The sequence below is a fragment of the Gammaproteobacteria bacterium genome, from assembly GCA_013697705.1.
Taxonomy (GTDB): Bacteria; Pseudomonadota; Gammaproteobacteria; order UBA6002; family UBA6002; genus UBA6002.
This window is the reverse complement of sequence record JACCWJ010000016.1, coordinates 14,841-31,149: the sequence shown is the minus strand read 5'-3', so window position 1 is coordinate 31,149 and position 16,309 is coordinate 14,841. Positions and strand designations below refer to the sequence as shown.

Sequence of the window (16,309 nt, the reverse complement as noted above, 5' to 3'; positions counted from 1 at the left end):
AAATTCAAGCCTCAACTGTTTGTCAAGGGGGGGGGGTGATGCGGTTGCCATGATGTCATTGCTATGAAAATTAGCTATTAAGACTAAATTAAGGTTAATAGCTTATAATTGAGCCACAATTGTTATAAGTAAAAAGGTTATTGGTATGCTGGAAGAAGATGAGTTTGAAAAAGTAGAATCGGGTGAGCACGCAGAACCTATCGTTATCCAGAGGGATTTTGATGATAATGCTCCTATAGTGCGTAATCAATATGACCCTTCCAAGCTAGCGTATCTACATATTCAACGTTTTTTCCAAGATGAAAATTTTCAGTTTATAGATGTGACAAAAAGTGAGCGTCTGGCTGGACAAAATATTTCAGACCAAATAGTTTTTTATACTTTCTATGATAAAACGCACTGTAATTGTCTTCATGTTTTTTATCCTACCAATGATACAGATATCCAGGACATACACTCGGTAGACACTATCAGTTTAAATCATGCGCTTGAAATATATAGTCAGTCCTTTTGGGGTAAATGTGATAAAGCAAAACATAAATTAACTATCCCCTTAGCGACCATGAATAAATGGTTTTATTTTGGTCGTCAACGAAAACACTGGTTAGAGCTTTATATAGAACTTGATTCAAATAAATCTTTTGCCAAACTTACCGATTCGCAGAGACCTTGGATTTCTTATAATACTCAATATATCAGTGAAGCGGTGGAACGGAATTTCAGTATACCACTTGATCTTGAGTACATTGCATATCAACAGAGCCTAATGGATCATGTGAATTGTGGCCCATTCTTTCTAGAAAATAGTAAATTTTCCTGTTATTCAGATTTAGGCCAGGTTCAGCGTGTCTATAAAATTGATGATGCAACTTATCAAGCAAGCGAGAATGCTTACTTGTCATCAGTAGATCAGGCAGGGAATGAACGTCTTATCCCTCATGCAACCACTCATAGTTATAATAAACCCAGCGTAGAACCAAAACTCCACCTTCAATTAAATCTAGCGGGCCCCCTACTCCTTGCAAATTTCGATGATGTTACACTAGCTAGGAATTTTGCCCGGGAATTTAGCTCAGGCACTCTAACCCTGGGAGGAAAAAAATCGGAGCTTATTGGGCCTCAGATGACGGGAAGCTCTATAGAGCAATGTATAAGCAGCTTCACTAAGGATGAAGCTTTGCATAAGTGGATATTATGTAATGCACATATGAATGGTCCGGCAGCAGATATCACTGCTGAGTATGAAAAACTATTTCATAAATATAGCCTTGGCTTTCAGATAGTGCCGGAGACGCTTAGTACGCCCTTAATGGATGTATACTGGAAAAATGGCAGCCTTTATATTAGTTATAAAGCTATCAATAATATTGTCGTAGGTGATATAAATTCAGAGGCCGAACCTCAGACATTTGGAGGGGCTGCAAATCCCGCCATTGTGCAAACTTTTCTTGTCAAAGTGGATAAGGATCAAGATAACAACGTTAGTGCAACTCTCGAGTTTCTAAATTTAACTTGCCTTCATGAACAATTCATTCCTTACTTTGCCGCGATCGCTAAACAAGAAAAGATAAAATATGACCTTGTGGAAGTGGCAAAACCGTCTCTTGATAAACCCATTGAGAATGTAATTGAAATACCTGTGAATGGTTCAGAGCCAGACAACGAAGAAAAGGGTAGTCAGCGAGATTGCGATAGCGATACCTCTGATGATGAAGAAGAAGAAAGAGAATTAGCCGCAACTCCCAATCATCCGATGTTGAACCCTGAGATCTTGGAAGAAATGGCGCAGGAAGTTGAAGCTGAAATAGATCTCAAGCTAATACAACCAAATAATGAAAAAGAAAAACTCCTGATCGGCAAGATTGAACGAATACTAGGTAATCACTTAGTGAATCAGATATACCGGACTAACCCAGTTAAATATGAAGTAATGATAAACCGCACACTGCAACGTCAAACTGAATTACAATCAACATTGGCTAATTTGAAGGGTGTGTCTGACGCGCAAAAGGAGGAATTTGCCAGAGAGCCAATCGATTATGCATCCCAAATCCGTCATCAAGAACACAAAGAACACTTGGAATTATTAACTAACGTTATAACTAATCGGATCAATAGATTAGAGCAGTATCGTGATGCTTATATCAATCATAATACAGAGATTGGGCGATCATCTCGCTTTTCTTTTTTTGGTTATGGCAGGAAAAAAGCCAGAGAGCGGGCTAATGAACATTGTGAAATTTTTACGACGTACTTGATAAAAAGCAAGATCACAGAGTTAGCCAAAAAAATTCCGACAGAAGATGTGGATCTTGAGCAAAGTAGCAAGCTAGTAATATCTTTATTGCAAGATGTGATTTTGACTGCAAAAAATAATATGCTTGAGGTGCATCATAATGGGAGCGGGCTAAGACAGCATTCTTATACCATGTATTTATTAAGTTATATTCAAGAGTTACAACACGATTTAGATCAATTTAAAAATTCTAAGAATTTAGCTGATCTTTCCTGTGAAGAAATGATTGTGGACCAGTCAGCATTAAAAGGTAACTTAACAGGAATGTATAAAGCAACCCAACGTGAAATCGAAACTTCCAAAGTGTCTCGAAACGTGATGAGTGCAGCTCCTTAAGACAATGGATGAATTTGCAAGAAATATTATTAATATTTATGGTGAGCCAGGTCGCAAATGGTTAACTGACTTACCGGAAATTATTAAAATCCTGTCTATAAAATGGCAGCTGAACTATATTTCTCCTGTTGGCAACATGACTTATAATTATGTTGCTAAAGCAATCTCTCAAACTGACACTCCACTCATATTAAAAATAAGCTGCGATCCGGAAATCATTGCTCCAGAAAAAGAGGCTCTGATGTATTTTTATGGTAAGGGCTCAATTAAGCTTATTGACTATAGTGAAGACCATAATGCCATACTCTTGCACCAGGCGGTTCCTGGCGTCACCCTTAAATCATTTTATCCAGCTCGACCTGAATTTGTAATGGATAATTATGTGTCAACAATGCAACAACTTCATCAGAAAGAGTTGTCAAGTAAAAGCAATTTTGGTCACATCAGTGCTTGGCTTGAGGCACTCGATGAGTGCGACTCGACACAAATGCCTAAAAATTTATTAGAAGAAGCAGTTTCTTTGAAAAATAAATTATTAAACTCATTGAATAAGCCGGTGGTTTTGCATGGTGATTTACATCATGACAATATTCTTCAAGATGGTGAAGAATGGTTAGCAATCGATCCAAAAGGAATTATAGGAGATGCAGAATTTGAAATTGCAGCGTTTGATTTTATTACTAAATCGGAACTGCAATCTAATTCCGATATTAAAAAATTATTTGAGCAAAGAGTAAATCAAATTGCAAAAAAATCCAATCTCAATCCCCAACGAATAAAAGATTGGATATTCGTACGCTTGATCCTCTCTGCCGCATGGTCAATTGAAGACAAGTCTAATCCTGACAGGGCTATTAAATTAGCAAGTAATATTCGGTGATGGGGTCAGATATCAAATTATGAAATGATGGGGTCAGATATCAAATTATCACCTTTTGAGAATCACCTGGGGCAACCCATTCGGTAAGCAAAGTTTAATTTTTTCTTAATTTTAAGCTTAATGCTGTTTTACGCAATTTATTATAAAATATACCCCTATTTTTTTGTCCCAGAGAGAAACTTGATGTTCGAAACAGCTTTACAAGAGTTGACCAAAATTACTCAGTGCGAGGGTATTGCAGAAATAAAATCTTTATTGGAGCGCTTAACAAGCGATACCCATGATCAAGATTCATTGGTAGAAAAGCTGAGAAAACTTTTGCAGACTATGTTAATTGAATCGATTTTAAAGCAGCAAAATGCTAATGCCAACAATAGTTCAGCAGACGTTATTCATAATATTTTAATTCTATTAGCAGAGTTTAGACCGATTAATGATGTTGACCCAATAATGCAAGATACTTTTAAAATTAATAATGCTGTTTATATTTCAACTGGGCAAAAATTTAATATTAAAACCTTAATTAAATATCATAAAATGAGAGATTATAAAGGCCACGTTCTTGGTGAAACTGAAGAAGGGACAAAGTGGCTGCTTAATCCTCTTACTAACTCAAGATTTTTATTACGTGATGCGCTGCATATCCAGAGAGTAGTCAAGAAAAAAACTAACACCATGCTAATCATAAAAACTCGTGAAGAAATCCCGAGGCGGTTGGAAGAATTACTAACTTTTGAACAGTTGCAGCTCCTGCCAAAGGCGCTCGCAGATTTTATTGTCAGTCCTGATGGAATAGAGCTAATAACGACTTATGAAGTCACTGTTTGGCAGCTTTATAGCCTAGGTTCTGAGCTGTATGCTCATCTTAATAATTTAAGGCTTTTCTTTCCATTTTATTATTTCAAGGGCTGTTATAATAGCCTACTTCAGTTAGTCCAATTGCCTCCCAATCTGCTTCTAAATATATTAAAAAATCCTCAGGAATTTCGTCAATTTTTGTCTAAATGCCATCTAAGCGTGGAAAATTTTTTGTCTTGTGAGAAATCTTTATGTGAAGAACTATATGCCAACCAAGCAGCCGCTATCAAAATATTTGAAAGACAAGGGTTTCCGCTAGATGATTTTGCCAAGCTTAAAAAACCTAGTAGAGACTTAATTTTAAAAAAATATAAAATTTTTCATTATTTATATAAATATAAAGACCTTTCACTTTACCATCTGCAAAAGCTAGATTCATCGATTATAGAGATGATTGCCACAAAAGATACGGCGGGTGGGTTTATATTGGTTTCTCGTGATGGTGGTGGCTTAAATCAGATTGCTTTTTCTAAATTTCTAAATTTAAATTTAGCTATACAGAAAATTATAGTTCAGATGAGTTATGGTGATGCACAGTTATTGACTACACTTCCCATATCATTTTCTGATATGTTAGATCTTCCGCCAGGGATTGTGATCGAGTTACTGCAAAATATCGCCCAAGTTTGCGACCTAATTAATAACCAATTCATTGAGTTTGGTCAATTAATTCAACTAAAACCTGAAGACCTACATAAAGTATTTGATAAATATTCTATGGCAGGTAAAACAATAATATGTGAATTGCAATTATCCGGAAAGTTAGCTTATTTTTTTCAAAATATGAGTAAACATTTCGAGGAAAAAATAGTTGATCGAGACGAGAAAGTTATGATCTTAGAGAGGTGCCTCATTGAACGGGATGCGAAAATTGCAGCTCTAGAGAAACAGCTCAGTTTGCTTGAAGAGAAGCTTGAATCTTCAAAAGTGCGTGAACCAGAGGACGATAGTGACGCTCATCATAGATCACGGCACACTAATTTCTTCGCCTAGTCATATGGCGCTAACTGTTTACATTAAATTACACTAATTGGTTATACGATCCTTACAATAATGATGTAGCCCTTGAACATACGAGAAAACTAATATGCCACTTAATCCTAGAAAAACACAAGAACTGCTAGAACAATTAACTACTATTAAGGATGAAATCAATGCCCAGATACCGTTTGCAGGAAATCGCTATGAGGGTTTTGATTGTTACCCTGCTAATGAAAACAAACGAGATATAGAAATACAAGTTCATTTGCATAGAATTTTCGTTAGCCAAGCTACCCTTGATCATTATGTGTTAGAAAACTTGAATGAAAAGTATGGAAAATTATTAGACAATAAAAATATAAATCATGAAGAAATGCAAATATTAACCAACGAAGTCGCAGCGGAATGTACTACTATCTACAGAAAAATTGATAGACTCTGCAAGTATAATAAAAATATCACTTTTAGTGAAAAACAGGTGTCAAGCCATCTGCAAGATAATCTCAATAATTACCTATTGGAATTACGCCAAGGACAAGTATTGGCAGTAGATGACCGTAAAATTGCAACATGGCTACAAGATAAGCTTTTAACCGAGCTAGACGTTTTAATAAATGACGTGCAAGTTAACCGAAAACTCACTCCAGAACACAATGAATTATTTCAGTTTTATCTCAGGCGAGATACAGATCATGATAATAATATAAACTCCCTCAAGGATAAGGTTGATTGTCAGGTGCTGTCGCCCACCGAAGACAGAAATCTAATCGAACAGTTTAGGGAAGATGCTGTATACAATATCAAGAAAACGATTGAAAAAATATTACAATGCCCCTTCGGCATGTCACGACGATTTAAAAAAATCGAACAGAGAATTGAGCAGTTCGAAAACATAGTGTCTACCTTCGCTGTTAATCTTAAGTTATCTTTTGCACCTACGCAGGATGGGATAATTACACAAAAAAAATTAGAGCTCCTGGCTATGGCGAATCAATTTAATCGTCTAAATATTGATACCGGTTTTTGTGGGGAGCATACCGGACTTGGTTTAGCGCGAATATTTAAAAGTGGCATTGTCGACGATGATATACTCGTTGAGCAGGTCATGATCACATATCCTGTTAAGAATGGGGAGATAGATAACCACACGTTTATCGCACTAAAGAGAATCAAGAAAGGAAATAATGATCAAGGTGGAAATCTAAATAATATTGCTTCTTGGGACGAGGACGCTATTATTTTTGATCCATGGAATCAGCTCGTCTGTCTGGCTAAAGATTTTAGAACGCTACCAATGGCCTATGCATCTTTTCCTATAGATGGAGAGTGGCAGTCGGTAGAGTTCGATAAAGAAGACTATAAACTAATGTGTAGGTTAACCGACATAGATGTTTTTTATACAATTACTGGGAAGACAACTCTAGAATCTCGTGTGCCCTTATTACTAGAAGAACATGAGCTTATTTTCTTATCTGACCAACAATTTAACAAAACCAAGTTGTTTCTTTACCAAACATTACAGAAATTGAAACCAGATAACTTTAATATTGATATTGAAATTTTTATCACCACGAAAGGCAATAAATTAATCAGTAAAATAGCTGGCTTCGATCATCCAATAATTGCAATTCATAAAGAATTATTAGAAAAGTATTCTCTTGGGGAACATACAATTTATGAAATAGAATTTGCTTTAGCTCAAACTCTATATTGTATTAAAATCTATGGCGTCGGAATTACTGATGATTTATCATCTGACAAACAACACGCCATTGACAAAATGGCAGTGCAAAAATGCCGGAATATTGATGCAGCTATTAGTTTTCTGAGAAAAGCCCACCTTTTTGCTGAAGCGAACAAATTCTTTGATGTAATTGATGGCAGTGAAGCCTCTAGTACTACTCCGGATTACTCTATTCGAATCAAAAATCTATTAACATGGATGGCAAGTGAGAATTATAAGAACGGAGTACCTGGTGAATCCTCAGAGAGATCAGCAGAGTTCATTTATGAGGAAATAAAAGGCATTCAAAAGCCAAGCATTTTTACTGAAAGATTTAATAATTTCCACACGAAAGTTCAAAAAATTGATTTCCTAACAACCTGTTTAATTTATCTTAAAGATGAATTATTCCCCTACGAATTAACTGTAGAACCCAGCAGTAGAGTTAGGGAGTTTTGTAACCTGTTGCACATGATAAAAATTGATTTAAATGATCAAGATCAAGCAAATGCGGTTGATGAACTAATTAATACTGCGGGTCAGCTTCATGTCCCAGCATTTGATTTAATTTATTTAATATGTGCTGGAGGTTGGGATCGTGAAGGATATAGTGTTGCAATTCTTGAAATTTCTTCTTCGCTTCCGGAAACAACTTATAAAAATATTTATTACCTAACAAGAACTCATGAGGGCTGGGAATTATTTTATGGTATTAATAATGGAAATTTGCATCAAATCAATGTAGAGCATTATGTGGAGCTTAAATTGGTTTTAGATAAATACATGGAAAAGCCGTTAGACAAAATCACTCGCCTTGAAACTCGTGAAATTGAAAAAACCATAATGACAACTGCCAAACTGGCACCTTTAGGATTTTTTAAAAATTTTCAGGGTCTTATTAATCAGTTTGTAATGGCAGATAACTTTTTGACCGCACAAGAGTCCGCAGTAAAAATGCAGTTATTTTGGCAACAATATACTTGTCATTTTTCAAAGGAACAATTTATTCAGCGCGCATCGAATCATCTACGTGATTTTCGGAAATCTCATAATGGTCAGTTACCAACGAATGCAGAGCGATATTTTGGTTCCTCTATAGGAACGCGAATTCGTTGGCAGGGGTTTTCTGATAATGGATCATCTCTTGCTCCCTTCCTGGATACGCCTTTACCCCCTTGGGAAAAACACCTTAACTGGGCTGAACAGGATAGTAGACTTGCAACATGGTTATGGCAGTTAGGCGTCGTAATGGACAAACGTTTATGGAAACTGTTCAGCGCTAAAGAGTTGTGGCATCTTCCTGAAGATAAAGAGAAAATAAAAATTAGCGAATTATCAGGAGACTGGGAGAAGTTTGGTTCTCCCTCTGATATCTGTAGCGATATTTTAATGTACTTCAATCAAAGTACTCCACTGGTAACAAATACGTTTTCTCAATATAGGAATTTTGAAGATTCTTTCCAGGATTATTACGATACAAATTGGCCTCTCTTGATCTGTCCAGGGTACCGTGTTGATAATGAAAAAATTAATATTGATAACCCTGCTGTGCATCACTTATTAAAGGTGTTTACTGATATCGCTCTGAGTGGCACTGAAAAAGAAAAAGACGTTGTCAAAAGCTTTTTTTTGGGGCGAAAAGATAACAGAGATTTAGTTCACCTGCAGAAAACGGAAGTAATCACACAAGCGTTATCCATGAGTTCTCATTATATGAAATTTTGTATTGATCAAACTTATCTCAATACTAAATTCAAGCTATTTAGTGCTGATGAAGTGATAAGTTTGATTAAGAATACCAGAGGGTCTAATAATACTAGATTAAGTTTTTATACTTATGAAATTACACCTCAACAATATATGGCAATATTTGAGCTAAATTCTGACATATTAACCTTTGATTGTTTAAGACAACTGATTCCCCTCCTAATTGCACACAAGATTGGGTCTTTGCGCGGGGTAGTTGAGCATTTTGTTGAAGTTAATCAAAATTATAATATATTCAGCCAAGAGGCTCTTTATATTATGAATATATTGCATGAGGCAGGAGAAAAATTCGATTTTGCTAACATTAGAATAATATTGCAATCATTCGTGTGGTCATCTCAATTAAGAAATAGTCTACAATCTAAAATATCGGATATTGAATTACCTACTTTAATATTTATCTATCGATTATTTGATGAGTATATCGCATTCCCATCTCATCGACATCAAACATTGCTATCAAATGCTATCATTAATCAACTTTCATTATCTTCTGGTAATCCTGAAGAACAAATCAGAGTACTTGAAGAAGCTATTTTTAATAAAACCTTCTCAATGCCGATTAGCGATGTAAAATTTAAAAAGGCGCTTATTGACCTGTGGGTTGAAAAAATACTTTTACAGTATGAAAAAGATGATAATTCACAAGGTTATCTAACCGAAATTATTAAAGTTATTGATTCGCTCATTGCGAATGTGGCAAGGTCAGACATTGCCTATATACTAGAACAGCTTACCAATTCGATTGAAGCACAAAACGAAATTTGTGAATATATTGGTGTGATGCTTGAGCCAGAAAAATATTTATTCAGCACAAAAAAGCCTAAGATTATTAATGAACAAGCTATGAATGTTTTAGGGCTAATTTCTAAATATTTTAGCAAGCGCAAAGAAGATCAAAAGTACTTGCTTAATTTCTTATCCTCCCCTCTAAATGAGAAGTCTCTGACTATTTTTGCTGCCCACATAGCGGATCATAATCATGTAGATGAAATTGCTAAATTAATGGCGTTTAAATTCAAGGGTGGTTCTAATAAAGAGAATAAGTTAAGTGCCGCCCAAGCAATTTCAAGGACCATCTATTTTCAATTTTGGGATTGTTCCTTACAAGCACGCGCTGTTATCATAAACTATTTACTTATACCTGCTGACAAAGTTTTAAATCTTGAGGAAGAATCAAAAGCATATGAAGAAGGATTTGCATATGTTGCCGGAATACTATTTCCAAATGCGGGTGATGTAAATTCAGATGAAAATATTGCATACCACTTGGTTAGATCCTATTTAGACACAGCTAGCCCATATGTTAAACCATATTTGCTAGCAGCGATGTTAGTTGCAACCAATGAAGCGAATAATAGTGACAAGCCGGTTGGTGTTGGCAAAAAGTTGGTCACAATGTGTGAATACATGGGGCCGGCATATATTAAATTGGCTCAAGCGTTTGATAATCATCCCGACACACCAGAAGCTATTAAGACTGATGTATCCCACATGAAAAGTAAAGCAAACCCTCCCACACGATGGCACATATGGAGGCGCATTAACGAATTAATGGCGGCCCAAGATTTCAAATTGATTGCTAAGCTCGGACCTTTATTGGGATCTGCCTCTTACAATATTGCACTTGATGTCTTATTAACTAACGGAAGGCGAGCCGTTCTTCTCTTGTTACGTGAAAACGCACATAAGGAGGCTAAAGAAGGTTTTGAGCATTTAGCTGCCGCGTTAAAAATATGTCTGCATGAGAAAATTAAGGCCTCAAGCTCAATAATATTGTCAATGATTTCAGAGGCAGAGGAATTGTCTAAAATTGAAATGGACAAATCATTAAATGAAAAACAGAGTAAAATTGCTGAGAATATTTATCATCATAATGAATTAACGACCATTGTAGCTGATGGTTATAAATTTGAGATTCATCTAGCAAGTTCAAAAATATTACTATGCGAGCAAGGTTATCGCTTCATTGAACGAATTTATGGAGTCGAATTTAATTACCTACCAACAAGTACGAATTTTCAAAGAGCTGTACGTAAAGCCGCAGCTAAAACAATGATGAAAGTTGAATTGATAAATATTCTTAGAGGCTCTTATTTTGATCGCGATAGACATGGAAACCAACAATGTATCAGTATTTCCGAGATGGCAGAGGTTGGTTGCAAAAAGTTACAAATAGGCTTATTTGACTTTGGTGAAATCACTTTGGATGAACCTACTGCTGAAGAACTTTCACAGCTTTCCAAATTCATAGTTGCGCTTCCCCAAGCAGTACGCCAAAGTCTTTCTTTAGAAAAATTATTTATGAAACATATAGACATGGCAAAAAAGACAAACCAATCAACAAAATATCTAATGAGCATACGTAAAGCATTATTAGCATTACATGATTTTCAAAGGAGTCTTTCTCAAAGTGAGCAGATTGAAGTCATGACAGCAGTTGCTGCGAGTGATCAAGTTCATCCTTTGTTAAAGGTTGTATTCGCCACGTCTGTTAATAAACTCAGGTATATCTACAATATCGCTGCGCCAATGATGAGTGTGTACAACATGTTTAGACGGGAAGTGGGTCACAAAAATATTGATAAGCCAAAAGTGACTATAAAAATATCTAATGAGACTGCTGGGAAGAATCTAACAGCAGACATTGAGATTAGTTGCGATGACGAATCGCTTTTGAAGAAGTTATTAGAAAATATGAACTTCATATATGCGGCACAAAAAGAAGCATCGAGACTCATGCTGAGAGAGATCTTGGCACATATTTTTCAAGCTAATTTTGACGATGTCAGAATGCACCGTGAATTTTTATTTCCTGCTGAGATTGTTTTAGATGACGTCTCATGTCAATTAAAAGTCGAACGTGCGGTTGACAGAAAGATTATCAATGAAAAAATTACCCCTGAAGATCTCTCTGTGCTTGTGCGTATTATTAAGGAGATTCCACAAGCAATCCGAAATAATATAAGCCTAGAAACTTTGTTTAGTGCACATATTTCCGGGGATGGTGAGCAAAATCAATCTATCGAGTGGCTTATAGAAATGCAGCAGTATTTGAAAGCCCTGCAATATTTTAAAATGAATTTCTCACCCGAAGTGATTCTCGAAATTATGAATGATATCGTTAAGCGAAATCAAATCCACCCTGATATAAAAGAATCGCTGGTTACTTCTATAAATAGACTTTATTATATTTATAAAATTTATAACTTGCGTAAAAACGTCTCAAACCTATTCCAAACATTTGGCAGATCCGTGGCCTCTGGATTTGAATCTATGGAGAACGATTTCCCTGAATTGCGGAATACAAATTCCTGCTGATACACTTTTGTGATTTGCTTAGTATTGTAAATAATTAAAGCCATTAAGTTGGAGCTAATTTTTATAGCTTCTAAAAAACTTTCTGATATTAGGTAAAGCGTCTTCAATTGTTTTATCATTTGGACAAAGTCCTGAGCAACTACTCTGCATAGTATTTGCCTGTCACATGATTATGCGAAAAAAAAGTAATTTATTTATTTAAATTCTTTTTTTATAATTCACTGGATAATTTTATGCAAAATAAAAAAATACACACACTTGATGTGTCGCTATATTTTATTCAAAGGACCTTAAGTAAATCAACGCTTAATAAATACTAGAAGAAAATAATTTCTATTTGATTGAAATTATATTTTCGAATTTTAATATACTCTGATTTGTAATGGATTTTTTTGCGCGTGAATTACGTGATTTAAGATTGATTTAAGGCTGTTTAGCTACTTCAGCATGCATAATAATGCTAAACTATCAGCCTCATTATCAAGAAGCTCATATTACATCCGCGATTTTGAAAACATTCAATTATACCATTTAGATATGGTTTATCTGTAGCTGTAAAGCCGGTAACAATCAGTCAAAGGGGGTTCTCATGAAATTTATAAAAGTAGTTAAAAAGGCAGTAAGCCACATTGCAGGTGCATTTGTTGGCGGTATTTTAAGCGCTATTACTGGTCCTTTCGCCTTAGCTGCTAAAATTTTTAGAGAATGTAGGGAAGAAGGCAATACAGGAGTGGCTGTAGTAATAACAATTTTGGGTGGTACGCTTTGTTTCGCGGCATCTATATTGTATTTTTTCCGTGGTTTGTATCTTGGGGGAAGATATGGTTTTGATAGAGCGCTTAAAGTGCCAAAACAACTATTTACTTTTGTAGAGCCGGATACTACTGGATACAATCGTTTGGTTAATATAATTAAATCACTACGGGCTCAGCATCCTACGATAGACGACAGTGGATATCTAAATCCGGAAGACCCTCTATATTCTAAGGACCAAATTTCGATCAGTAGAGCAGTTGCAAAAGCCTTAGTAGAAGACTCTGCAAGGATCTTGTGGCATGCAAGTACTGGAAATTTTATACTTGCAACTGCGCACATGCAGAGGGCATTTATTCTCGCTTTAAAACAGGAGGATTTTTCGACTGCTAAACAAATTCTTGATGAAATGTCATCACCAGCCTATGATTCCAGCCAAAACATGCTTTATCCTACTTCGCATCTTGAAACCTCAAGAAGTAATTGCTTAAAGATTATAGAATGCCTCGTAACTATGGATGCCGATAAATCATCGCCTAAACAAGAGTTGTTCCAACAATTAGAACTATTAAACAGCGCTCAGCAGGAGCTTTCAATAATTTTGAAAAATGCGCGCGCAGTTTCCTTGGAGCATATGTGGCACGGTATTTGTGATCCTCGCGCTTTCGATGGACTAAATAGTTTGCGTGATGGCGAATCTCTTTCGAATGCCTTTTCTGAATTGACAAACAATCGTAAACAAAAGGTCGAAGAGTACCTGAACAAAATTAGAAAAGATAAGGAAGAACGACAAGACACACGGCAAAAAACAACTGGTTCTTCCAGTTTAGAGCTTAACAAGGATGATACGTCAGTACTGGAGGCATGGGCCGAGCAGGCATCAGGTGTTCAAAAAAAATCAGAATCCAGCGCTCTATCTATTTTATCTGCCACAATGCTTAACGATACTGATCGACCAGCACCAAGCGATATATCTCTCTCAGTTTCAAACATCAAAATATTAGAGACATTTTTTGCTCGACAAAACGCTAATAAATCAATACCGTCTAATCAAGCCACATTACAACTAAATACTCCTGAGATATATCCGAGTATAGACCAACAGGACCTTGATAATTCGAATTCTCAGAAATGGCCCAAATGGATTCCATCATTACCAAATGTCTCCACCCTATACCCGAATATAACAGCAACGGAACCAAGCAATCAGGTGCAGGATAATAACTTTATATCTAAGTACTCTCCTTTGCCTCTTACCAATTATTCGCAGGCGTCTGCACCACCTGAAGCACAAAGTGAGTCAGAAGAATCAGAAATAATTGAAATTCCCGATAGTTGGTATGCAGAAAATTTTCCTCTCCTGGAAAAAAATGACAATATCAAAAATAGCAAGCCATCATTGACCGCAGTAATAAGCAATCCTTCAAGTTTTTTTAGTGCAAAGAAATCGGAAATGAATGCAAAGCAGTCAACTAACCACCAAAGCCGTTCAAGACCTGTGATTAAAAAAATAGAGCGATTTTTTAGTGATCCCATTCAAGTATTAAGAAATTTAAAAGTTGCTAATGATCCATTAATCGCTGAAGTCCAGATGGAAAGCCAAATAAACGAAATAGAAAAGTCACCGCAACTCATTTAATCCTCTGCGATATCTTGAGCTATTATGTGGCGAGACAAGGGGTCAGATATCAAAATGCAAATATGGTATGTTTCCTATCATATTCTTATACTAATTTTTTTTCAGAGTATTATTTTTTCAACCTACAATTTGCATTTTGATATCTGACCCCTTATTTTCTTTAAGATTTTATTAAGATAATCTAGGTATAGTATTATTTTAGCAATTAAAAATGGGATAGCCATGTTCAAAAAGATAAGAGAATTTTTTTCAAGAAAAGCTAAGGGTTTGCCTAAAGAAACTTTTCCTGAAGAAAAATCACCGAAAGTCCTGCAGAAAGGAAAAATATATTATCATCCTCCCATAGAACGTTCAGCCGGAAACTATAATATCCCCTATGCTGTTTGGGGAAATGTGGAAAACCTTGAAGATGCCCAAATACTTTTTATAGGGTCCTATCATGTTGATGAGGTACATTCTGAGAATGCCAAACTAGTTTATGAATTATTTCAAAAAGGTTTTTTCCCTAATGGTGCGACCGCCCTATGTGAAAATATGCCGTCTCAAGTTTCTTATAGTTCAAATTATAAACTTGCGAATACCCAAGCAGTCCCTATGTTTGAAAATTTCTCAGCATTAAGATTAACTAAACTGAAGATAATGGGTTGGGATTGTGATAATGCCCAGGTCTACAACAATCAATTAAGCAATGCCGCAGATGACTTACGTTCTTGGATTGATATTGGATTGAGAAATGAATCATTAATGCAAACCATTGGAGACGAACATGGAAATCTAGCAAATGGGGCAAAACTAATCGTTGACGCTGGAAGGGGTCATTTTGTAGATTGTATAAATGTGGGCGAGAATGAGAAAAAGAAATTTACTAAAGAATTTCGTCGTTTTATAAAATCAAGCAATTATAAATATGCCTTTTTTATTCCTATGCCTCCCGAAGATTTGGATACAACAAATAAGATTTTTCCAAAATTAGAAAGATATTATGAGTTGATGAAGCCTAAGCCTCAATTTATGACTAATTTAAAAAAACAAGCCAATGTATTCTTTTTTGCTCAAAATGCGACAAAAAAGAATCAGCGGTCAAGATCTAATGCGACTCAACTTACTAAACTCGCCCTGGAAAGAGAAAAGAAACTATTTGAGGAATTTAATATTGTGAATAAGTACTAGATTACCATTGCTATTCCCAATTTGTTCGCATTTAGACACTCAATTACCTAATCTCATTTACACTGACACTCATCTTTGGTTCTTCTGCAGTGTTTAGTTATATAAAATTTCAAAGCGCAGGTAAAATGCTACTTGTCTTTATCAAGTCTTGAAAAAAAAGCTCTGGATCTTGCAAGTAATGTGTTGCTATGTCCTTAGTTTCGCTGGATTGTTTCAATAGTTCATTTAACGCCACATTATATTGTTCGAGAACAATTGCTTTACCAATTAGGTGGGTATTTTTAACTTGGTTTGGCAATCCAAATCGTTGACTTCCAGAGTAATTAATAAAATAGGTGTAATGCTCTGGCTTATTTTTAAGTTGACTTACGAATCCTTCGGATAAATTTCTGATTCTTAAACGAAAACTGTTGCCTAACAGCTTCGCTATTTTCAACGATTCTTGCCCTGACCCAAAAAATTGAATAAGGGGTCAGATATCAAAATGCAAATATGGTATGTTTCCTATCACCTTATTTTAGTAAAATTTATCTTTTAAAGTATTATTGTGCAGCTTACAATTTGCATTTTGATATTTGACCCCTT

General features: G+C 35.6%; 7 protein-coding genes. 6 read left to right on the top strand and 1 reads right to left on the bottom strand.

Features of this window, described 5'->3' with window-relative positions; translation table 11 throughout:
- The first annotated feature begins 145 nt into the window (after positions 1–145).
- The 6 genes from H0U71_03305 to H0U71_03280 all read left to right on the top strand — a co-directional run bounded on the left by H0U71_03305 (position 146) and on the right by H0U71_03280 (position 15,724).
- Positions 146–2,632 (top strand): hypothetical protein, encoded by a 2,487-nt coding sequence (locus tag H0U71_03305; GenBank protein MBA2654079.1) that lies wholly within the window; start codon positions 146–148, stop codon positions 2,630–2,632.
- Between the two features lie 4 nt (positions 2,633–2,636).
- On the top strand, positions 2,637–3,512 hold the full coding sequence (locus H0U71_03300) for a phosphotransferase (protein ID MBA2654078.1): 876 nt from the start codon (positions 2,637–2,639) through the stop codon (positions 3,510–3,512).
- A 183-nt stretch (positions 3,513–3,695) separates the two neighbouring features.
- Positions 3,696–5,363, top strand: a complete 1,668-nt coding sequence (locus H0U71_03295) for a hypothetical protein (GenBank protein ID MBA2654077.1) — start codon at positions 3,696–3,698, stop codon at positions 5,361–5,363.
- Between the two features lie 94 nt (positions 5,364–5,457).
- Positions 5,458–12,162 carry a hypothetical protein gene (locus tag H0U71_03290; GenBank protein ID MBA2654076.1) on the top strand — a complete coding sequence of 2,235 codons (6,705 nt, stop codon included), beginning with the start codon at positions 5,458–5,460 and terminating at the stop codon, positions 12,160–12,162.
- A 589-nt stretch (positions 12,163–12,751) separates the two neighbouring features.
- Entirely contained in the window at positions 12,752–14,554 is a 1,803-nt protein-coding gene (locus H0U71_03285; protein MBA2654075.1) for a hypothetical protein, read from the top strand.
- Positions 14,555–14,776: 222 nt separating this feature from the next.
- Positions 14,777–15,724, top strand: a complete 948-nt coding sequence (locus tag H0U71_03280; protein ID MBA2654074.1) for a hypothetical protein — start codon at positions 14,777–14,779, stop codon at positions 15,722–15,724.
- Between the two features lie 109 nt (positions 15,725–15,833).
- Here H0U71_03280 and truD read toward each other — a convergent pair whose 3' ends face one another.
- Positions 15,834–16,160, bottom strand: a complete 327-nt coding sequence (gene truD, locus H0U71_03275) for a tRNA pseudouridine(13) synthase TruD (protein ID MBA2654073.1) — start codon at positions 16,158–16,160, stop codon at positions 15,834–15,836.
- Positions 16,161–16,309: the final 149 nt, after the last annotated feature.

What these genes read in the sequence shown, in the direction of transcription:
- H0U71_03285 (MBA2654075.1), top strand. Translation starts at nt 12,752, where the DNA reads ATGAAATTTATAAAAGTAGTTAAAAAGGCAGTAAGCCACATTGCAGGT.
- H0U71_03305 (MBA2654079.1), top strand. Translation starts at nt 146, where the DNA reads ATGCTGGAAGAAGATGAGTTTGAAAAAGTAGAATCGGGTGAGCACGCA.
- H0U71_03300 (MBA2654078.1), top strand. Translation starts at nt 2,637, where the DNA reads ATGGATGAATTTGCAAGAAATATTATTAATATTTATGGTGAGCCAGGT.
- H0U71_03280 (MBA2654074.1), top strand. Translation starts at nt 14,777, where the DNA reads ATGTTCAAAAAGATAAGAGAATTTTTTTCAAGAAAAGCTAAGGGTTTG.
- H0U71_03290 (MBA2654076.1), top strand. Translation starts at nt 5,458, where the DNA reads ATGCCACTTAATCCTAGAAAAACACAAGAACTGCTAGAACAATTAACT.
- H0U71_03295 (MBA2654077.1), top strand. Translation starts at nt 3,696, where the DNA reads ATGTTCGAAACAGCTTTACAAGAGTTGACCAAAATTACTCAGTGCGAG.